The organism is Caballeronia sp. ATUFL_M2_KS44 (assembly GCF_023630965.1).
Classification (GTDB): Bacteria; Pseudomonadota; Gammaproteobacteria; order Burkholderiales; family Burkholderiaceae; genus Caballeronia; species Caballeronia concitans.
This window is the reverse complement of the sequence record NZ_JALQEA010000020.1, coordinates 161,898-178,224: the sequence shown is the minus strand read 5'-3', so window position 1 is coordinate 178,224 and position 16,327 is coordinate 161,898. Positions and strand designations below refer to the sequence as shown.

Genomic DNA, 16,327 nt, shown 5'->3' with positions numbered 1-16,327 from the left:
GTTCAGAAAACCGTGGGATCGACTGCGTTGGTCGACGTTTCCGTGGTCGTGACTTTCATCTGCTGGTAGATGCGCCACGCTTCCCAAGCCGCGAGCCCGAGGCCGCCCCACTTGAGCAACGGCTTAGCACCGCGCAGCACGGTGTTGCGCACGGGCCGCGTCAGCAAGAGCGAGGCGAGCGATCCGACGACTGGATACTGCTTGAAGAGGAAAGCGAACTTGCCGCCAGCCGGACCGCCGCCACTGCCGCCGCCGAGCAGCGAACTGAGCAGATTGCCGATGCCGCCGCTCGCCGCCCCGCGCCTCACCGGGCGCCGCCCGGTACGCACGCCCGGCACGAGCATGCCGATGAGCGGCAGATGCGCGACGGAATCGCGCAAGTCGTTCGTCGCTTGGCGCAGCTCCATGCGCTCGACGTCCGCGCGAGCAAGCAGCAGTTCCTTGCGCAGCGTGCGCATGTGCGGCGTGCGAAGCTGCTGCTGCACTTCGCGTTTGCCTGCCTTGTAGGTGTCGTCGTTATGGCTCATGGTCGAACGGGCAAGTGGTGGTTCAGCGTGGACGGGAAGCGTAGCGCGCCGCGTATATCAATCGAAAATGTCGCGGTCCTTGCGGAACTGGTCGAGCGTGTCGTCGAACAGATGCGGCGCGTTGCGCAGCTTGCTGCGTGCGGTGAGGCCACAAATGATCGCGATCACGGCGTACAGCAGCGTAATGCCGCCGAGCGCCTCCCAGCGGTAGTTGTCCCAAAAGAAAATGGCGATCAGCACCGTGAGGGAGATCAGCGCCATCATGGCCAGCATCATCGCCGCGAGGCCGAGGAACAGCACGCCGATCAGCCGCTCCTTCTCTTCCTGTAGCTCGATGCCGATGAGTTCAAGCCGCGTCTCGAAGATGGCGAAAGCGGAGCTCACGATGCGGCGCAAGGGTCCTTGGGACGTTTCGCGCGGTAGCCGGTCTGTCGTCATGGTTTGGGTGCGGGAGCGCGTTGGGTTCGGCCTTGGTGGTCCCGGCCGGTGCACGAGGCAGCCGGCCGGCGCGAATGTCGAGCCGCGTGCCCGGGCAGGGCGCTCGCGGTTCGTTGAGTTGATCCGTCCGGAAGGTCCGGATCGTTTCGGTTACCGCCTCAGCAAACGGCGGGCCATTGTTCGAAAAGCGCGCTTCGAATCGAACGCGGCCCGCGCGAAACGCTTACCGGCGATTGATGAGGAGACCGATGACCATGCCGATGCCCGCCGCGATACCGATCGACGCCCACGGATGCTCGTGCACGTAATCATCGGTGGCGCGCGCAGCTTTCTTGCCGCGCTCGATCACGACGACCTGCGCATCGGCGGCCTTTTCCTTGGCTTGCTTGAGACGCGTCATCGCGGTTTCGCGCAGTTCCGAAGCGCGCTCGCCCGTCGCTGCGGCGGCTTGTTTCAGAAGGTCTTCGGCGTCAGCGAGAACGCTTTTGATGTCTGACATGAACTGCTCCTTATTGATTTCTGACATTAAAGGCTCCAATCGGTGAGGCTACGGGGAATCGTAACCAAAGATGCCATCGCTGACGAGGAGGCTCGACTGCGGCGCAAGTCACGCAGTTTTCGTTCCAGCCCCGTTTATGGCGGCGCAAGGGCGCTTTCGCGCCGCCTTCGTCGATAGTTCGACACCGTGCAGAATGGAGGCGATCTGTCCCGTAAAAGTTTCAGCGGCGAATCGAAAGTTACAAAACGATTGCCGTCGTTCTCAGAAGAACGCCTGAATGCCCGTCTGCGCGCGGCCGAGAATGAGCGCGTGGATGTCGTGCGTGCCTTCGTAGGTGTTCACGACTTCGAGATTCACGAGATGACGCGCGACGCCGAACTCATCCGAAATGCCGTTGCCGCCCAGCATGTCGCGCGCGAGCCGGGCAATCTCCAGCGCCTTGCCGCAGGAATTGCGCTTCATGATCGACGTGATTTCGACGGCCGCCGTGCCTTCGTCCTTCATCCGGCCGAGGCGCAGCACGCCTTGCAGTCCGAGCGTGATTTCCGTCTGCATGTCGGCGAGTTTCTTCTGAATCAGTTGATTTGCGGCAAGCGGGCGACCGAACTGCTTGCGATCGAGCGTGTATTGCCTGGCCGTGTGCCAACACGATTCCGCGGCGCCGAGCGCGCCCCACGAGATGCCGTAACGCGCCGAATTGAGGCACGTGAACGGACCTTTCAGTCCGCGCACGTTCGGCAGGATGTTTTCTTGCGGGACGAAGACCTCGTCCATCACGACCTCGCCGGTGATCGACGCGCGCAGCCCGACCTTGCCGTGAATCGCGGGCGCGGACAGTCCCTTCCAGCCTTTTTCGAGGATGAAGCCGCGAATCTCGTCGCGACCGTCCTCTTCGAGCTTCGCCCAGACGACGAAGACATCCGCGATCGGCGAGTTCGAAATCCACATCTTCGTGCCGGACAGCGAGAAGCCGTTCTGCACTTTCTTCGCGCGCGTCGTCATGCTGGCCGGGTCGGAGCCCGCGTTCGGCTCGGTCAGTCCGAAGCAGCCGATCCACTCGCCGCGCGCGAGCTTCGGCAGATATTTTTCCTTTTGCGCGTCGCTGCCGAACGTGTAAATCGGCACCATGACGAGCGACGATTGCACCGACATCATCGAGCGATAACCCGAATCCACGCGCTCCACTTCCCGCGCGATCAGCCCGTAGCTGACGTAGTTGAGCCCCGGCCCGCCGTATTGCTCGGGAATCGTCGGGCCGAGCAGCCCGAGTTCGCCCATTTCGCGAAAGATCGCCGGATCGGTCTTTTCCTCGCGAAACGCCTGCATGACGCGCGGCTGCAGCTTGTCCTGCGCGTAGGCGCGCGCGGCGTCCCGCACCATGCGTTCGTCTTCGTTCAGTTGCTGATCCAAAAGCAGCGGGTCTTCCCAGTTGAAACGGGCGGCGTCGGCCATGTGCGTTCTCCGATGTAGTGTTGACGCGTCAACGCGCGGCGCTTGACGCGTGTTCCGCTATGCGAAACAATGTTCTGCAAAACGAACTCCGAGTTTAGCATTTGATGGAATCCGCCAACAGTCGCAAGCCCGCAGTGAAATCGTCGCGCCGTGTCGCTGCTGACGACATCGACGAGCGCCGCTTCGTCGTCGCACTTGCGCGCGGTCTGGACATATTGCGCGCATTTCGGCCCGGCGAAACCTTGCTCGGCAATCGCGATTTCGTCGAGCGCACCGGATTGCCGAAAGCAACGGTCAACCGCCTGGCTTATACGCTCGCGACGCTCGGCTATTTGCGCTTCGACGACGCCGCCGGCAAGTACGCGCTCGACACCGGCGTGCTGTCGCTCGGCTTCGCGCTGCTCGCGGGCGCGGATTCGCTCGAATTCGCGCGTCCGCACATGCGCGCGCTGGCGCGGGACATCGGGGCGGCGGTATCGCTCGGATGCCGCGACGGGCTCGACATGATCTATCTGGACACCATCCGCAGCGAGACGGCGCTGACGCTCGGGCTCGCGCCCGGATCGCGCCTGTCGATGCTCACGAGTTCGATGGGCCGCGCCTATCTCGCGGTGCAGGAACCGGCGGCGCGCGCGGCGTTGCTGGAAGAATTGGGGCAAGCGGCGGGCGCGGAAGGCGCGCAACGTGTCGAAGCGGCGAAGCGCGCCATCGGCGATTACGCGCGCGACGGCTGCTGCTATTCGTTTCGCGAGTGGCACGACGACGTCAACGCGATCGCCGCGCCGTTTCGCGACGTGCGCAATGGCCGATGGCTCGTGCTGAGCAGCAGCGGACCGGCATCGTCGATGGACGAGGCTTATTTCCGCGAGATCATCGGCCCGAAGCTGAAGGCGCTGGCCGCGCGGCTCGGCTGAACCGCGCCGGTCGAGCGGTCAAAGCACGGTCCGGACGTGCCAAAGCTCCGGAAACAGCACGACATCGAGCATCTTGCGCAAATACGGCGCGCCCGCCGTGCCGCCCGTGCCCTGCTTGAAGCCTATGATCCGCTCGACCGTCGTCACATGGCGAAAGCGCCATTGCCGGAACGCGTCTTCGAGATCGACGAGTTCCTCGGCCATCTCGTACAACTCCCAGTGCTCCGACGGATTGCGATACACCTCGAGCCACGCCGCTTCGACCGATGCATCGTGCGTGGTCGGCTGCGTCCAGTCGCGATTCAGCCGCTCGGGCGCAATGTCGAAGCCGCGCCGCGCGAGCAGGCGAATGACTTCGTCGTAGAACGAAGGCGCTTCGAGCGTCTCGCGCACCTGCCCGAGAATCTCCGGCCTGTGCGCGTGCGGCTTCAACATCTGCACATTCTTGTTGCCGAGCAGAAACTCGATCTGCCGATACTGATGCGACTGAAATCCCGACGACGCGCCCAGATACGGCCGCATCGCGGTGTATTCGGAAGGCGTCATGGTCGCGAGCACGTTCCACGCTTGCACGAGTTGCTCGAAAATCCGCGAGACGCGCGCGAGCATCTTGAACGCGGGCGGCAGTTCATCGCGATGAACGGAATCCAGCGCCGCGCGCAGTTCGTAGAGCGCGAGCTTCATCCACAGTTCGCTCGTCTGATGCTGCACGATGAACAGCATCTCGTTGTGATCCGGCGACAGCGGATGCTGCGCGTTGAGAATCGCATCGAGGCCGAGATAATCGCCGTAGCTCATGGAATCGGAGAAATCGAGCCTGGCGTCGTGCCAGCCTTCTTTTTCCGATCCCGCCGACGTCACCGATCCCGCCGCACCATGGCCGAACGGACAACCTTGCGTTTCGCTCATGATCGCAATCCTCAGGTCACCGATGCGCGTTCGGCGAATTCCGGCGCGCGCCAGCTTTCGGTCGCGAGCACGTCGCGCAGGACTTCGACGGCGTCCCAGACATCGACGAAACGCGTGTAGAGCGGCGTGAAGCCGAAGCGCAGAATGCGCGGCTCGCGATAATCGCCGATCACGCCGCGCGCGATCAGCGCCTGCATCACTTCATAGCCTTGCGGATGCTCGAAGCTCACGTGCGAGCCGCGTCGCGCGTGATCGCGCGGCGTCGCGAGCGAGAGCGGAAAATCGGCGCAGCGCGCTTCCACGAGCGCGATGAACAGATCGGCGAGCGCCAGCGACTTTCGCCGCAGCGCCTGCATGTCGGTTTGCAGGAAGACATCGAGTCCGCATTCGACGAGCGCCATCGAAACGATCGGCTGCGTGCCGCACAGAAAGCGCGCGATGCCCGCGTCCGGCCGATAAACCGGGTCCATCTCGAACGGCTTTTTGTGGCCCCACCAACCCGAAAGCGGTTGCGAGAACGCGGCTTGATGGCGCTTCGGCACCCACACGAAGCCGGGCGATCCGGGTCCGCCGTTCAGATATTTGTACGTGCAGCCGACCGCGTAGTCCGCGCCGACGCCGTTCAGATCGACCGGCACCGCGCCCGCCGAATGCGCGAGGTCCCAGACGGCGAGCGCGCCCGCGCGATGCATCGTTTCGGTGAGCGCGGCCATGTCGTGCATGTAACCGGTGCGATAGTTCACGTGCGTGATCATCGCGATGGCGGTGTGTTCGTCGATGGCGGCGGGAAGCTCGGCGGCGTCATCGACGAGACGCAGTTCATAGCCGCGATCCAGTTGCTCGATCAAGCCCTGCGCGATGTACAGATCGCTCGGGAAGTTCGACCGTTCGGAGACGATCACGCGGCGCTTCGGGTCGCGCTCGTTCGCGAGCTTCAGCGCCGCCGACAGCACCTTGAACAGGTTCGATGAAATCGTGTCCGTGACGACGACTTCGTCTTCGCCCGCGCCGATCAGCGGCGCGAGCTTGTTGCCGAGGCGCTTCGGCATGGCGAACCAGCCGGCCGTGTTCCAGCTTCGGATCAGCCCTTCGCCCCATTCGCCGCCGATCACGCCGGCGGCGCGCGCGGCCGCGGCTTTGGGCGGCACGCCGAGCGAGTTGCCGTCGAGATAGATCACGCCGTCGGCGAGCGCGAACTGGGCGCGCAATGCGCCGAGCGGGTCGTCGCGGTCGAGCGCGGCGGCATCGTCACGATGTTTCATCGAAAAGTCCATGTTGTGGCGGATAGTTAGCGGAGCGGACGAAGGGCGGCGCGCACGGGGCTTGCATCGAGCGTCGCGAATTTGAGCGGCAGCGCGATCAGTTCGTAGTCGCCGGGCGCGACGGCATCGAGCACGAGGCCTTCGAGAATCGCCATGCGATGCGCGCGGATGCGGCGATGCGCGTCCATCGTTTTCGATTCCTGCGGATCGAGCGAAGGCGTGTCGATGCCGACGAGCCGCACGCCGTTGTCCGCGAGCAAATCGATGGTTTCGGGCGCGACCGCGCAGAACGCGCTGTCCCACGCGTCGAGCGGCGCGCGGGCGTAGGTGCGCAGGAGAATGCGGGGCGGGGCGTCGTGCAGATGCGCGGCGGGCATGTCCGGCGTGACGAGCGGCTTCGCGCCGATGCAGTGCACGACCCGGCACGCGCCGATGTACGTGTCCAGATCGACCGCGCCGATCGCGGCGCCGCCGGCGTCGTAGTGGAGCGGGGCATCGGCGTGCGTGCCGGTGTGCGGCGAAAGCGTGACGCGCCCGACGTTCACGGGCGAACCCGCTTCCATCCGCCAGACGCGCTCGATGTTCACAGGCGTGTCGCCCGGCCAGACCGGCGTGCCCATGGCGACGGGCGCGGAGATGTCGAGAAGCGTCATGGCGCGGCCTAGCAGAGAGTGTGGATATGCGTCAAATCATAGCCGTCCAATTCCGAAAGGTGCTTGCAAAATAACCACCCAAAAACGTTCTGACTAGAACATAATTCGATGAAACGGGCTAGGAGGCTAAAAAGTGACCGGATTCACGCTCGATGCAACGGATTGCCGAATTCTGGCGGTATTGCAGGAAGATGGACGGATCAGCAACCTGGACCTGGCGGAGCGCATTTCGCTTTCGCCGTCGGCGTGCCTGCGCCGAATGCGCCTGCTCGAAGAAGAAGGCGTGATCGCGAGTTATCGCGCGTGTCTGGATCGGGAACGGCTGGGCATCGAACTGGAGGCGTTCGTCCACGTTTCCATGCGCAACGATCAGGAAAACTGGCACGAGAAGTTCGCGGCGGCGGTGCGCGAATGGCCGGAAGTGGTCGGCGCGTTCGTCGTGACCGGCGACACGCATTACGTGCTGCGCGTGCTCGCGCACAACCTCAAGCACTACTCCGATTTCATCCTGACGAAGCTCTATAAGGCGCCGGGCGTGATCGACATTCGTTCGAACATCGTGTTGCAGACCATGAAGGACGACGCGGGCGTACCCGTCGCGCTGATCGATCAGCCGGCGCGCGGCGCGCCGCACGCCTGAGTTCGCGCGCCGCCGCGCGTCATTCGAGCGGTCCGACTGTGTGGAATCCGCCCGCCTGAAACACGAGCGGCGCGACTTCGGACGCGTTCTCGCGCACGCCGCAGCGTTCCACTTCGCCGACGAAGATCACGTGATCGCCTTCGTCGTAGCGGCTGCGATTGTGGCATTCGAACCAGGCGAGCGCGCCGTCGAGCACGGGCATGCCGGTATCGCCCGCTGCGTGCGACACGCCCGCGAAGCGGTCGCCCTTGACCGTGGCGAAGCGCCGGCACAGATCGATTTGAGAAGCCGCCAGCACGTTCACGACGTAATGGCTATTCGACCGGAAAACGGGCATCGACGCCGAGCGCGTCGCGAGACTCCACAGCACGAGCGGCGGATCGAGCGAAACGGAATTGAACGAACTCGCGGTGATGCCGATCAGCTGGCCGGATTCGGTGCGCGTGGTGATGACGGTCACGCCGGTGGCAAACTGGCCGAGCGCGGCGCGGAAAGCGGTGGGATCGAAATTCGGGGCTTTGGCGCGTGTCATTTGGCAACTATGCGGGCGAGTGAACGGTCGAGTGTGTCGTGTGCCGCCGAGCCGGCCGCGCGTCGCGCCTCTGTCGGAACGACTGTTTCTGAAGGCATAAAAAAGCTGTAGATTTGTGTCGATTCTAGCGGAATCGGCCGTCGGAAGCCGCCATAAGCCAGCACGGACAGTGTGGCCAACGCCGCTTTGCAAAAGCCGGTAAGCTCGTTTTCATTGAAGAAGCGGCGGCGCGCATCCATATGGATGGTCCGCGGCGTGGCCGCACGAACGTGACGAGGAGCAGGCATGACCCAGCAAAACGCACAGAAGAGACTCGAAACCGCGACGCTCGGCGGCGGTTGTTTCTGGTGCACCGAAGCCGTGTTTCTGGCGGTGGAAGGCGTGGAATCCGTGGAATCGGGCTATGCGGGCGGCCAGGTGGTGAATCCGTCGTACGAGCAGGTTTGCGAGGGCGACACCGGCCACGCGGAAGTCGTGAAGGTCGTGTTCGATCCGGATGTCATCGGCTATCGCGAGATTCTGGAGATTTTCTTCGCGACGCACGATCCGACGCAGCTCAATCGCCAGGGCAACGATGTCGGCACGCAGTATCGCTCGGCGGTGTTCACGCATTCGGACGAGCAGCGCAGGATTGCGCTCGAAGTGATCGACGAGCTTCAGCGCGAGGACATTTACGGCGGCAAGATCGTCACCGAAGTCACGCCGCTCGCCGACGATTACTATCCCGCCGAGGCGTATCACCAGAACTTTTTCGCGCAGCATCCGAATCAGGGTTATTGCGCGGCGATCGTCGGGCCGAAGGTCGCCAAGTTCCGCAAGAAGTTCGCGCATCGGCTGAAAGCGTGATGCTTCATTAATTCGACTGCGCGCGCTCGCACTCCGTTGCGATGCCGCGCGCCAGCTCGAAGCACGTCAGCGGCGCGGAGCCTTCCGCCTTATTGTTCGCCGCGATCACCACCGGCTGGCCCGCGATCGCGTATTGCGCGGCCAGTTCGGCCAACGCTTGCCGCGTGTCCAAATCTTCATCGACGATTCTGTCGAACGGCTCGTACTTCGCCTTCGCCTGCTCGTACCGAAAGCCGCTGTGCAAACTCCAGCGCACGACGAGCGGTCCCATCCCGTCTTCGTCCAGCAGCGCCAGCGCCTTTGCCTGTCGACGCACGTCCGGCATGCGCGCGTGCACGCCGATGCAGTACCGCACGTTCGCATCGCGGAGCGTTCGGATGAAGCGCGGCGTCAGCATCACCGCGTCGCGCAGTTCGACGGCGTAGCACGCGTCGCCTTCGAGCGGCGGCAGCGCGCCGAGAAATGCCGCGAGCCGGTCGGTGAAACGCGACGGTTCGACGATCATCGCGTCCGGCAGCGGCGGAATCTGGAACACGAGCGCGCCCGCCTTCTCGCCGAGTCCGCCGATGCACGGCGTCACGAATTCGTCGATGGCAATTTGCGCGTTCAGGAACGCGGGGTTGTCGGAAGCGGGCGCGCCGCGTTCGCCGCGAATGAAGGCATCGGTGATGGAGGCGGGCGCCTTCACGATGAAGCGAAAATGCGCCGGCACCTGCGATGCATACCGCGCGTATTCCGCGAGCGACAGCGGCGCGTAGAACGAGCGGTCGATCGACACGCTCTTCAATAGCGGATGCGCGGCGTAGGCGGCGAGGCCGTCGCGCGACAGTTTGGTGTTCGAATAATCGTCGCCGTAGACGATGCCGCGCCAGCCCGGAAACGACCACGTCGATGTGCCGAGACGAACGCCCGTCGGCAATCGATGCGCAATCGCTTCCAGTTCGGGCTGCATCGGCGCGGGCAGGACGCCGCGCGGCTTGGTCGACTGGGTCGACTTGGCCGGCTTGGTTGGTTTCGCCACGGAATCCGGCGCGGCGGACCCGAACAGGTCGAACTGTTCGTCGTCGTCCGCGCCGGTGTCGATCAGCGTTTGCGGCTGGTTCAGAGCGGCTTCTCGTACATATAACGGCGCGACCACGGCAGCGTCTTCGCGCTGCGGCCGGCTTTGCGGCAGACGACCTGATAGATCGACACGTCGTCGTTTTCGAACGCATACGCGCAGCCCGCCAGGTACACGCGCCAGATGCGGAATTTTTCGTCATCGACGAGCTTCTTCGCCTCTTCCGCGTGCGTCTCGAAGCTGTCCGCCCAGAGATCGAGCGTGTGCGCGTAATGGCGGCGCAGGCTTTCGACGTCCACCGCCTCCAGCCCGCCGCGCTGCATGCTTTCGAGCGCGAGGCTGATATGCGGCAGCTCGCCGTCGGGGAACACGTACTTGTCGATGAACTCGCCGCCGCCCAGCGACGTCTCGCCGCTGTCGGCATCCGAGGACGTGATGCCGTGATTCATCGCGACGCCGTCATCGGCGAGCAGATCGTGCATCTTCGCGAAATAACCGGGCAGATTCTTGCGCCCGACGTGCTCGAACATGCCGACGCTCGTGATGCGGTCGAACTGTCCCGGCACGTCGCGATAGTCCTGCAGCCGGATTTCGATCTGGCCTTCGAGGCCGGCGTCTTTCACGCGCTGCGTCGCGAGCTTGAACTGGTTTTCCGAGAGCGTGACGCCCACGCATTGCGCGCCGAACTTCTGCGCCGCGCGAATGACGAGCGCGCCCCATCCGCAGCCGATATCGAGCAGACGGTGCCCCGGCTGCACCTGAATCTTGGTGAGAATGTGGTCGATCTTCTTGATCTGCGCGGTGGCGAGGTCTTCGTCGCCGTTCTCGAAATACGCGCAGGAGTACACCATGTTCTTGTCGAGCCAGAGCTGATAGAACTCGTTCGACACGTCGTAGTGATACTGGATGGCTTTCCTGTCCGACGCCTTCGAGTGAGTGAAGTAGCGTCGCACGCGGGCGAGCTTGCCGGCGTTCGTGACGGTGCTTTTGGCAAGCGAATAGCCGATGTCGATGATGTCCGAGAGCTTGCCCTCGATATCGATCTTGCCCTTCACATACGCTTCGCCGAGATTGTCGAGGCTCGGTTCGAGAAGATAGGGCAGCGCGGTCGCGCTCTTTACGTGCAGCGTCACCTGAGGCGCGGCGAAGCGGCCGAAATCGTGCTGCTGCCCGTCCCACAGCACGAGGCGCGCGGGCAGATTGGCCCTCTCCCGCACTTCCTCCACCCATTGCGTCAGCTTCTTCTCCCAGAACATGCTTGTTTCTCCGCGCTAAGAAAATCCAAGGTGAAGGCTCGCGCCTTCATGTTCGTTGCCGTGTCGCGTCCTGCCGTGCGCCGGGCGGTCTGTTCAGGCCGCCTGCCGATGCGCTTGCGTTACGGTGCGAGCCGCGTGATGCGCCACGGGCCGTTCGCGCTGTCGCGCGTATAGACGATGCGATCGTGCAGCCGCGACGGCCGCCCCTGCCAGAATTCGATGGTGTCGGGCACGAGCCGGTAGCCGCCCCAATGCGGCGGGCGCGGCGGCGCGTCGCCGTATCGCGCGATCATCTCGCGTTCGCGCGCTTCGAGCGTTTCGCGGCTGTCGATCGGCTGGCTCTGATCCGACGCCCATGCGCCGATGCGCGAGCCGAGCGGACGCGACGCGTAGTAGGCATCGCTTTCCGCGTCGCTCGTTTTCACGACCGTGCCCTCGATGCGCACCTGACGCTCGAGTTCGATCCAGTGAAACAGCAGACTGGCAGCAGGGTTCTCCGCGATCTCGCGGCCCTTGCGGCTATCGTAATTGGTAAAAAAAACGAAGCCGCGATCGTCGACGCCCTTGATCAGCACGATGCGCGCGGACGGGCGGCCTCGTGCATCGACGGTGGCGAGCGTCATGGCATTGGGTTCGGGCAGTTTGGCGTCGAGCGCCTGGGCGAACCAGGTCTGGAACTGGCTCACCGGATTGGAATCGACATGGGCGGCGTCGAGCGCGCCGCGCGAATAGTCTTTACGGAGGTCTGCTAGGGTCGTCATTTTTATGCAAACGCTACAGTCGCGTCAGTATAGCCAAGGTGAAACGTTCTTGCCCCGATTACGCCAGGCTTGCAATGATCGTCGTCAAAGCTTCGGATATCTGAGACATATTTCTCCAATGGCATCGGGTGCGGCTATCACGTCTTCGGTATCGATAAGGCAGAATACGCAATTCGGCCGCATTTTGCATGGACGGACTGCGAACTTTTTGTGCGCGACAGCCGCCTGTAAGCCTTGCTGGGCGTACTTTCCGTGCGTCAATCACTTGTAACCTGCCATGACTCCATCCGACGCCACCACCGCCACGCTATCCGCTGAAGACCTGGCCGACCGCGAGCGGCGCTTCGGCGGCATCGCGCGCTTGTACGGCGCGCGCGCGCTCGACGCGTTCGAACGCGCGCATGTCGCGGTGATCGGCATCGGCGGCGTGGGGTCGTGGGTGGCGGAAGCGCTTGCGCGCAGCGCGGTCGGCAAGCTCACGCTGATCGATCTCGACAACGTCGCCGAAAGCAACACGAACCGGCAGATTCACGCGCTCGACGGCAACTACGGCAAGGCGAAAGTGACCGCGATGGCCGAACGCATCGCGCTGATCGATCCGGCGTGCGACGTGCGGCAGATCGAGGACTTCGTCGAACCCGGCAATTTCGATGCGACGCTTGGCGGCGGCTTCGACTTCATCGTCGATGCGATCGACAGCGTGCGCACCAAGACCGCGCTGATCGCGTGGTGCGTCGCGCGCAAGCAGGCGCTCATCACCGTGGGCGGCGCGGGCGGGCAGCTCGATCCGACGCGCATCCGCATCGACGATCTCGCGCTCACCATTCAGGACCCGCTGCTTTCGAAGGTGCGCGGCCAGTTGCGCAAGCAGCACGGCTTTCCGCGCGGGCCGAAGTCGCGTTTCAAGGTGAGCGCGGTGTATTCGGACGAGCCGCTGATCTATCCCGACGCGCCCGCGTGCGACATCAGCCAGGGCGCGGAGCATCTGGAAACGGGCGCGAATTACGCGGGTCCGGTCGGGCTGAATTGCGCGGGGTTCGGGTCGAGCGTGTGCGTGACCGCCAGCTTCGGCTTCGCGGCTGCGGCGTTCGTGCTGCGCGAACTGGCGAAGCGGGCGGCGTGATCGGCGCCTGATGCGGACGAAAAAACGGCCAGCTAATTTAGCTGGCCGTTCTCGTTTCAGCGGGTAATAAAGCGATCAGTTGATCGCCATGCTCAGCCGGCGCCGCCAGTGCGACACGAGATCGGGCTGATTCGACGCCAGTTCGAACACCGACAGCATCGTCTTGCGGCCGACATCGTCCATGAAAGCGCGGTCGCGCTCGACGATGGCGAGCAGATGCTCCAGCGCGCCCGCATAGTCGCGGCCCGCGATCAGCCGGTTGGCGAGCGCGAAGCGCGCTTCGAGATCGTCGGGATTCGCGTTGACGGCGTCGATCAGCGCGTCGGCGGGCGGAAGGTCGGCGGCGGCGTCGGCGGCGTCGAGTTCGGTTTTCAGCGCGTTGTAGCGCGCGTCGATGCCCTGCGTCGTCTTCGGCGAAAGCAGCTTGTCCTCTTCCTTCGCCTCGTCGATGCGCCGCTCCGCGAGCAGCCATTCGATCAGGTCGAGGCGGGCGTCGTCGTAGCCGGGATCGAGCGCGAGCGCGGCCTTGATGCGATCGATCGCCTCCTTGCGCTTGCCCGTCGCCCACGCGTTGTGCGCGGCGCGGCGCTCGGTATCGGCGCCATCGGGCACGAGCTTGTCGAGGAACGCGCGCAACTCGCCTTCGGGCAGCACGCCGATGAACTGATCGACCGGATGCCCGTCCGCGAACGCGATCACGTGCGGAATGCTGCGCACCTGAAAGTGCTGCGAGAGTTCCGGGCTCTCGTCGACATTCACCTTCACGAGCTTCCATTTGCCGCCGGCTTCGGCTTCGAGCCTTTCCAGCATCGGGCCGAGCGTCTTGCAGGGGCCGCACCAGGGCGCCCAGAAATCCACGACGACGGGCGCGAGCATCGACGCGTTGATCACGTCGTTCTCGAATGTGGCAAGGGTGGTATCCATGCGTTCTCTCCTCTGCTGGCGAACTATCTCGAAATTCTTAGATGGGGACGACGCCCGGGCCTGTCAATGGCCTTCGCACGCCTCATGCCTCGGGCGCGCGCGATTCCCGGCGCGGCGGCGGCAGCGGGATGAATTCGGTTTCGCCGGGAACGTCGCCCATGCGCTGTTCGCTCCAGGCCTGTTTCGCCGCTTCGATCTTGTCCTTTGAACTGGACACGAAGTTCCATTCGATGAAGCGCGTGCCGTCGAGCGGCGCGCCGCCGAGCAGCATCACGACCGCGCCGCCCGCGCTTGCGAGCCGCACCGACGCGCCCGGCGTCAGCAGCGACATTTGCTGCGGCGCGGCGGGTTCGCCGTCGATCGACAGGTCGCCATCGACGAGATACACGCCGCGTTCCTCGTGCTCCGCATCGAGCGTGAGTTCGCTGCCGGCGGCGAAGTGCGCGGCGACGTAGAGCGTCGGCGAGAAGGTGCGCGTCGGGGCGGTCGCGCCGAACGCGCTGCCCGCGATCACGCGCAGCGTGACGCCGTCGCGCTCGATTTGCGGCAGCGTCGCCGCCGCGTGATGCTCGAACGACGGCTCGACGTCCTCGCTCGCGACCGGCAGCGCAACCCACGTCTGGATGCCGTGCATCGACTGGCCGTTCGCGCGCTCTTCGTCGGGCGTGCGCTCCGAATGGACGATGCCGCGCCCGGCGGTCATCCAGTTGACATCGCCGGGCACGATCTTCTGCACGGAGCCGACGCTGTCGCGATGCATGATCGCGCCGTCGAACAGATACGTGACCGTGGCGAGCCCGATATGCGGATGCGGCCGCACGTCGAGGCCCTTGCCGGGCACGAGGGTTGCGGGTCCGATGTGGTCGAAGAAGATGAAGGGTCCGACGGTGCGTGCGGCGAGCGCGGGAAGGACGCGTCTCACCATGAGGCCGCCGACATCGTGTTCGTGAGGTTTCAACTGCGCGCGAATCGTCGAGGACATGGCGGTTCACCGGATGAAGGCGGGCGCCGGAATGGCGCACCTGAACTGTCGATTCTACCGGTGGCCGCGAAGCGGCGCATTGCTGGCGGTGCCGCGTGCGCCGGCCCTTCCAACGTTCCGTGCGGTCGTGACCGGCCGCGCTTTTTTGAAGCATGCGTGCAGGTCGCGCAATCTTGATAGGAGAGGGAAACAATGAGCAAGAACAAGCTGTTGATCGCCATCGCCGCGGGCCTTTTCACTGCAACGGCCGCCACGGGCGCGTTTGCGCAGACCTCGTCGGGCAATTCGTCGGCTGCCATGGGCGGCGACACGGGCGCGGCTGCCACGCAGGGCGGCGACGCATCGATGGGCACGTCCGGCACGACGACGAAGAAGCACCACAAGATGCGCAAGCACGGCACGCAGTCGTCGGCGGCGACCAAGAAGACGCCGGCCGCCGAAACCGGCAACGACGCGGGCGCGGAATCCGGCCAGAGCAAGTAAGCGCAGCGCCTTCGGGAGCGCGTGAAGCGCCCGTGCCGTTCGGCGGTGCGGGCGCTTTTCGTTTTTTCAGTCGATCCCGCCAATCCCACATCGAGCGCAGTTTTTCACAATCCTTCGCAACGCCGCTTCGCTACACTCGTCCGATTGCGCCTTTTGCGCGCGAAAAAGGAGAGTGGCGATGTCGCCGAAGGATTTGCTGATTGCAACGGTGGTCATTTTTGCGTGGGGCGTGAACTTCGTCGTCATCAAGCTGGGGCTGCATGGCGTCCCGCCGATGCTGCTCGGCGCGCTGCGTTTCGCGCTCGCGGCCTTGCCCGCTTTCTTCGTGAAGCGTCCGCAGATTCCGCTGCGATGGCTCTTCGCCTACGGCCTCACCATTTCGCTCGGGCAGTTCGCGTTGCTCTTCTACGGCATGGCAGTCGGCATGCCGGCGGGCCTAGCGTCGCTCGTGCTGCAGGCGCAGGCGTTCTTCACGCTCGTCTTCGCCGCGATGTTTCTAGGCGAGCGCATTCGCGCGGCGAACGTGATCGGCCTCGTGATCGCGGCGGCGGGCCTCGCGCTGATCGGCATGCACGGCGGCCAGGCCATGACGCTCACCGGCTTTCTGTTCACGCTCGGGGCGGCGTCGATGTGGGCGCTCGGCAATATCGCGACCAAGCGCATGGGCAAGGTGGATCTGCTGTCGCTCGTCGTGTGGGCGAGCCTGATTCCGCCGCTGCCGTTCCTCGCGCTTTCGCTGATCTTCGAGGGCCCGGCGCGCATCGCGTCGAGCCTCGCGGCCATTCCGCTCGTGTCGGTGCTGGCGGTCTGCTATCTCGCGTTCGTCGCGACGCTCGTCGGCTATAGCTTGTGGGGCAAGCTGCTCGCGCGTTATCCGGCGGGGCATGTCGCGCCGTTCTCGCTGCTCGTGCCGGTGATCGGGCTGGCGTCGGCGGCGCTGTTTCTGGACGAAGGAATGAGCGCGATGGAAGTCGCGGGCGCGGCGCTCGTCATGGCGGGGCTCGCGGTGAACGTGTTCGGCGGGCGGATCGCGCAGCGGTTCGTGTCGGCGGCGCGTTGAGTTTCG

General features: G+C 64.5%; 20 protein-coding genes. 6 read left to right on the top strand and 14 right to left on the bottom strand.

The genetic code is table 11. The annotated features are described in order from the left end of the window. Window positions 1-2: 2 nt before the first annotated feature. From NCR39_RS10955 to NCR39_RS10940, 4 genes are all read right to left on the bottom strand, one after another. A complete protein-coding gene (locus NCR39_RS10955; RefSeq protein WP_250452215.1) occupies window positions 3-527 on the bottom strand; it encodes a DUF3318 domain-containing protein in 525 nt (174 codons plus the stop codon). Window positions 528-584: 57 nt separating this feature from the next. Next, window positions 585-965, bottom strand: a complete 381-nt coding sequence (locus tag NCR39_RS10950) for a phage holin family protein (protein WP_250452214.1) — start codon at window positions 963-965, stop codon at window positions 585-587. 223 nt (window positions 966-1,188) lie between these two features. Continuing rightward, window positions 1,189-1,491, bottom strand: coding sequence for an ElaB/YgaM/YqjD family protein (locus NCR39_RS10945; RefSeq protein ID WP_040051137.1), 303 nt, complete (start codon window positions 1,489-1,491; stop codon window positions 1,189-1,191). Window positions 1,492-1,725: 234 nt separating this feature from the next. Next, window positions 1,726-2,916, bottom strand: coding sequence for an acyl-CoA dehydrogenase (locus NCR39_RS10940; protein WP_250452213.1), 1,191 nt, complete (start codon window positions 2,914-2,916; stop codon window positions 1,726-1,728). A 104-nt stretch (window positions 2,917-3,020) separates the two neighbouring features. Between NCR39_RS10940 and NCR39_RS10935 the strand changes: the two genes are divergently transcribed. After that, window positions 3,021-3,830 (top strand): IclR family transcriptional regulator, encoded by an 810-nt coding sequence (locus NCR39_RS10935; protein WP_250452212.1) that lies wholly within the window; start codon window positions 3,021-3,023, stop codon window positions 3,828-3,830. Window positions 3,831-3,848: 18 nt separating this feature from the next. On the opposite strand, the gene kynA is transcribed toward NCR39_RS10935, so the two are convergent. From kynA to kynB, 3 genes are read right to left on the bottom strand one after another with little or no spacing between them, the layout of a single operon-like run. Further along, the gene (gene kynA, locus NCR39_RS10930) at window positions 3,849-4,739 is read right to left on the bottom strand and encodes a tryptophan 2,3-dioxygenase (protein ID WP_250452211.1); all 891 of its coding nucleotides are present in this window, start codon (window positions 4,737-4,739) and stop codon (window positions 3,849-3,851) included. Window positions 4,740-4,750: 11 nt separating this feature from the next. Further along, window positions 4,751-6,001: a kynureninase gene (kynU, locus tag NCR39_RS10925; RefSeq protein ID WP_250452210.1), complete on the bottom strand. Its 1,251-nt coding sequence runs from the start codon at window positions 5,999-6,001 to the stop codon at window positions 4,751-4,753. A gap of 26 nt (window positions 6,002-6,027) precedes the next feature. After that, entirely contained in the window at window positions 6,028-6,654 is a 627-nt protein-coding gene (gene kynB / locus NCR39_RS10920) for an arylformamidase (protein WP_250452209.1), read from the bottom strand. Window positions 6,655-6,787: 133 nt separating this feature from the next. Between kynB and NCR39_RS10915 the strand changes: the two genes are divergently transcribed. Next, the gene (locus NCR39_RS10915; protein ID WP_250452208.1) at window positions 6,788-7,294 is read left to right on the top strand and encodes an Lrp/AsnC family transcriptional regulator; all 507 of its coding nucleotides are present in this window, start codon (window positions 6,788-6,790) and stop codon (window positions 7,292-7,294) included. 19 nt (window positions 7,295-7,313) lie between these two features. On the opposite strand, the gene NCR39_RS10910 is transcribed toward NCR39_RS10915, so the two are convergent. Further along, on the bottom strand, window positions 7,314-7,826 hold the full coding sequence (locus NCR39_RS10910; protein ID WP_250452207.1) for a flavin reductase family protein: 513 nt from the start codon (window positions 7,824-7,826) through the stop codon (window positions 7,314-7,316). Continuing rightward, complete coding sequence (locus tag NCR39_RS10905; protein WP_250452206.1) at window positions 7,823-8,065, bottom strand: hypothetical protein; 243 nt, start codon at window positions 8,063-8,065, stop codon at window positions 7,823-7,825. The genes NCR39_RS10910 and NCR39_RS10905 overlap by 4 nt, the downstream gene beginning before the upstream one ends. Window positions 8,066-8,111: 46 nt before the next feature. Here NCR39_RS10905 and msrA point away from each other — a divergent pair, with 46 nt between their 5' ends. After that, on the top strand, window positions 8,112-8,672 hold the full coding sequence (gene msrA, locus NCR39_RS10900; RefSeq protein WP_250452205.1) for a peptide-methionine (S)-S-oxide reductase MsrA: 561 nt from the start codon (window positions 8,112-8,114) through the stop codon (window positions 8,670-8,672). A 7-nt stretch (window positions 8,673-8,679) separates the two neighbouring features. On the opposite strand, the gene NCR39_RS10895 is transcribed toward msrA, so the two are convergent. The 3 genes from NCR39_RS10895 to pdxH all read right to left on the bottom strand — a co-directional run bounded on the left by NCR39_RS10895 (window position 8,680) and on the right by pdxH (window position 11,749). Then, window positions 8,680-9,693, bottom strand: a complete 1,014-nt coding sequence (locus NCR39_RS10895; protein WP_350029668.1) for a DUF72 domain-containing protein — start codon at window positions 9,691-9,693, stop codon at window positions 8,680-8,682. Between the two features lie 80 nt (window positions 9,694-9,773). Next, window positions 9,774-10,988, bottom strand: a complete 1,215-nt coding sequence (locus NCR39_RS10890) for a class I SAM-dependent methyltransferase (RefSeq protein WP_250452204.1) — start codon at window positions 10,986-10,988, stop codon at window positions 9,774-9,776. A gap of 119 nt (window positions 10,989-11,107) precedes the next feature. Continuing rightward, the gene (gene pdxH / locus NCR39_RS10885; protein WP_250452203.1) at window positions 11,108-11,749 is read right to left on the bottom strand and encodes a pyridoxamine 5'-phosphate oxidase; all 642 of its coding nucleotides are present in this window, start codon (window positions 11,747-11,749) and stop codon (window positions 11,108-11,110) included. A 277-nt stretch (window positions 11,750-12,026) separates the two neighbouring features. Between pdxH and NCR39_RS10880 the strand changes: the two genes are divergently transcribed. Further along, window positions 12,027-12,872: a tRNA threonylcarbamoyladenosine dehydratase gene (locus NCR39_RS10880; RefSeq protein WP_250452202.1), complete on the top strand. Its 846-nt coding sequence runs from the start codon at window positions 12,027-12,029 to the stop codon at window positions 12,870-12,872. 75 nt (window positions 12,873-12,947) lie between these two features. Here NCR39_RS10880 and trxA read toward each other — a convergent pair whose 3' ends face one another. After that, entirely contained in the window at window positions 12,948-13,796 is an 849-nt protein-coding gene (gene trxA, locus NCR39_RS10875; protein WP_250452201.1) for a thioredoxin, read from the bottom strand. 82 nt (window positions 13,797-13,878) lie between these two features. Next, the gene (locus tag NCR39_RS10870; protein WP_250452200.1) at window positions 13,879-14,778 is read right to left on the bottom strand and encodes a pirin family protein; all 900 of its coding nucleotides are present in this window, start codon (window positions 14,776-14,778) and stop codon (window positions 13,879-13,881) included. Between the two features lie 192 nt (window positions 14,779-14,970). Here NCR39_RS10870 and NCR39_RS10865 point away from each other — a divergent pair, with 192 nt between their 5' ends. Both NCR39_RS10865 and NCR39_RS10860 read left to right on the top strand, forming a co-directional pair. Beyond that, window positions 14,971-15,261 (top strand): hypothetical protein, encoded by a 291-nt coding sequence (locus NCR39_RS10865; RefSeq protein ID WP_250452199.1) that lies wholly within the window; start codon window positions 14,971-14,973, stop codon window positions 15,259-15,261. Window positions 15,262-15,439: 178 nt separating this feature from the next. Then, complete coding sequence (locus NCR39_RS10860; protein WP_250452198.1) at window positions 15,440-16,321, top strand: EamA family transporter; 882 nt, start codon at window positions 15,440-15,442, stop codon at window positions 16,319-16,321. The last annotated feature ends 6 nt before the right edge of the window (window positions 16,322-16,327 follow it).

Coding starts and splice junctions, on each gene's coding strand:
- NCR39_RS10955 (WP_250452215.1), bottom strand. CDS start 527: ATGAGCCATAACGACGACACCTACAAGGCAGGCAAACGCGAAGTGCAG.
- NCR39_RS10950 (WP_250452214.1), bottom strand. CDS start 965: ATGACGACAGACCGGCTACCGCGCGAAACGTCCCAAGGACCCTTGCGC.
- NCR39_RS10945 (WP_040051137.1), bottom strand. CDS start 1,491: ATGTCAGAAATCAATAAGGAGCAGTTCATGTCAGACATCAAAAGCGTT.
- NCR39_RS10940 (WP_250452213.1), bottom strand. CDS start 2,916: ATGGCCGACGCCGCCCGTTTCAACTGGGAAGACCCGCTGCTTTTGGAT.
- NCR39_RS10935 (WP_250452212.1), top strand. CDS start 3,021: ATGGAATCCGCCAACAGTCGCAAGCCCGCAGTGAAATCGTCGCGCCGT.
- kynA (WP_250452211.1), bottom strand. CDS start 4,739: ATGAGCGAAACGCAAGGTTGTCCGTTCGGCCATGGTGCGGCGGGATCG.
- kynU (WP_250452210.1), bottom strand. CDS start 6,001: ATGAAACATCGTGACGATGCCGCCGCGCTCGACCGCGACGACCCGCTC.
- kynB (WP_250452209.1), bottom strand. CDS start 6,654: ATGACGCTTCTCGACATCTCCGCGCCCGTCGCCATGGGCACGCCGGTC.
- NCR39_RS10910 (WP_250452207.1), bottom strand. CDS start 7,826: ATGACACGCGCCAAAGCCCCGAATTTCGATCCCACCGCTTTCCGCGCC.
- NCR39_RS10905 (WP_250452206.1), bottom strand. CDS start 8,065: ATGGATGCGCGCCGCCGCTTCTTCAATGAAAACGAGCTTACCGGCTTT.
- msrA (WP_250452205.1), top strand. CDS start 8,112: ATGACCCAGCAAAACGCACAGAAGAGACTCGAAACCGCGACGCTCGGC.
- NCR39_RS10890 (WP_250452204.1), bottom strand. CDS start 10,988: ATGTTCTGGGAGAAGAAGCTGACGCAATGGGTGGAGGAAGTGCGGGAG.
- pdxH (WP_250452203.1), bottom strand. CDS start 11,749: ATGACGACCCTAGCAGACCTCCGTAAAGACTATTCGCGCGGCGCGCTC.
- NCR39_RS10880 (WP_250452202.1), top strand. CDS start 12,027: ATGACTCCATCCGACGCCACCACCGCCACGCTATCCGCTGAAGACCTG.
- trxA (WP_250452201.1), bottom strand. CDS start 13,796: ATGGATACCACCCTTGCCACATTCGAGAACGACGTGATCAACGCGTCG.
- NCR39_RS10870 (WP_250452200.1), bottom strand. CDS start 14,778: ATGTCCTCGACGATTCGCGCGCAGTTGAAACCTCACGAACACGATGTC.
- NCR39_RS10865 (WP_250452199.1), top strand. CDS start 14,971: ATGAGCAAGAACAAGCTGTTGATCGCCATCGCCGCGGGCCTTTTCACT.
- NCR39_RS10860 (WP_250452198.1), top strand. CDS start 15,440: ATGTCGCCGAAGGATTTGCTGATTGCAACGGTGGTCATTTTTGCGTGG.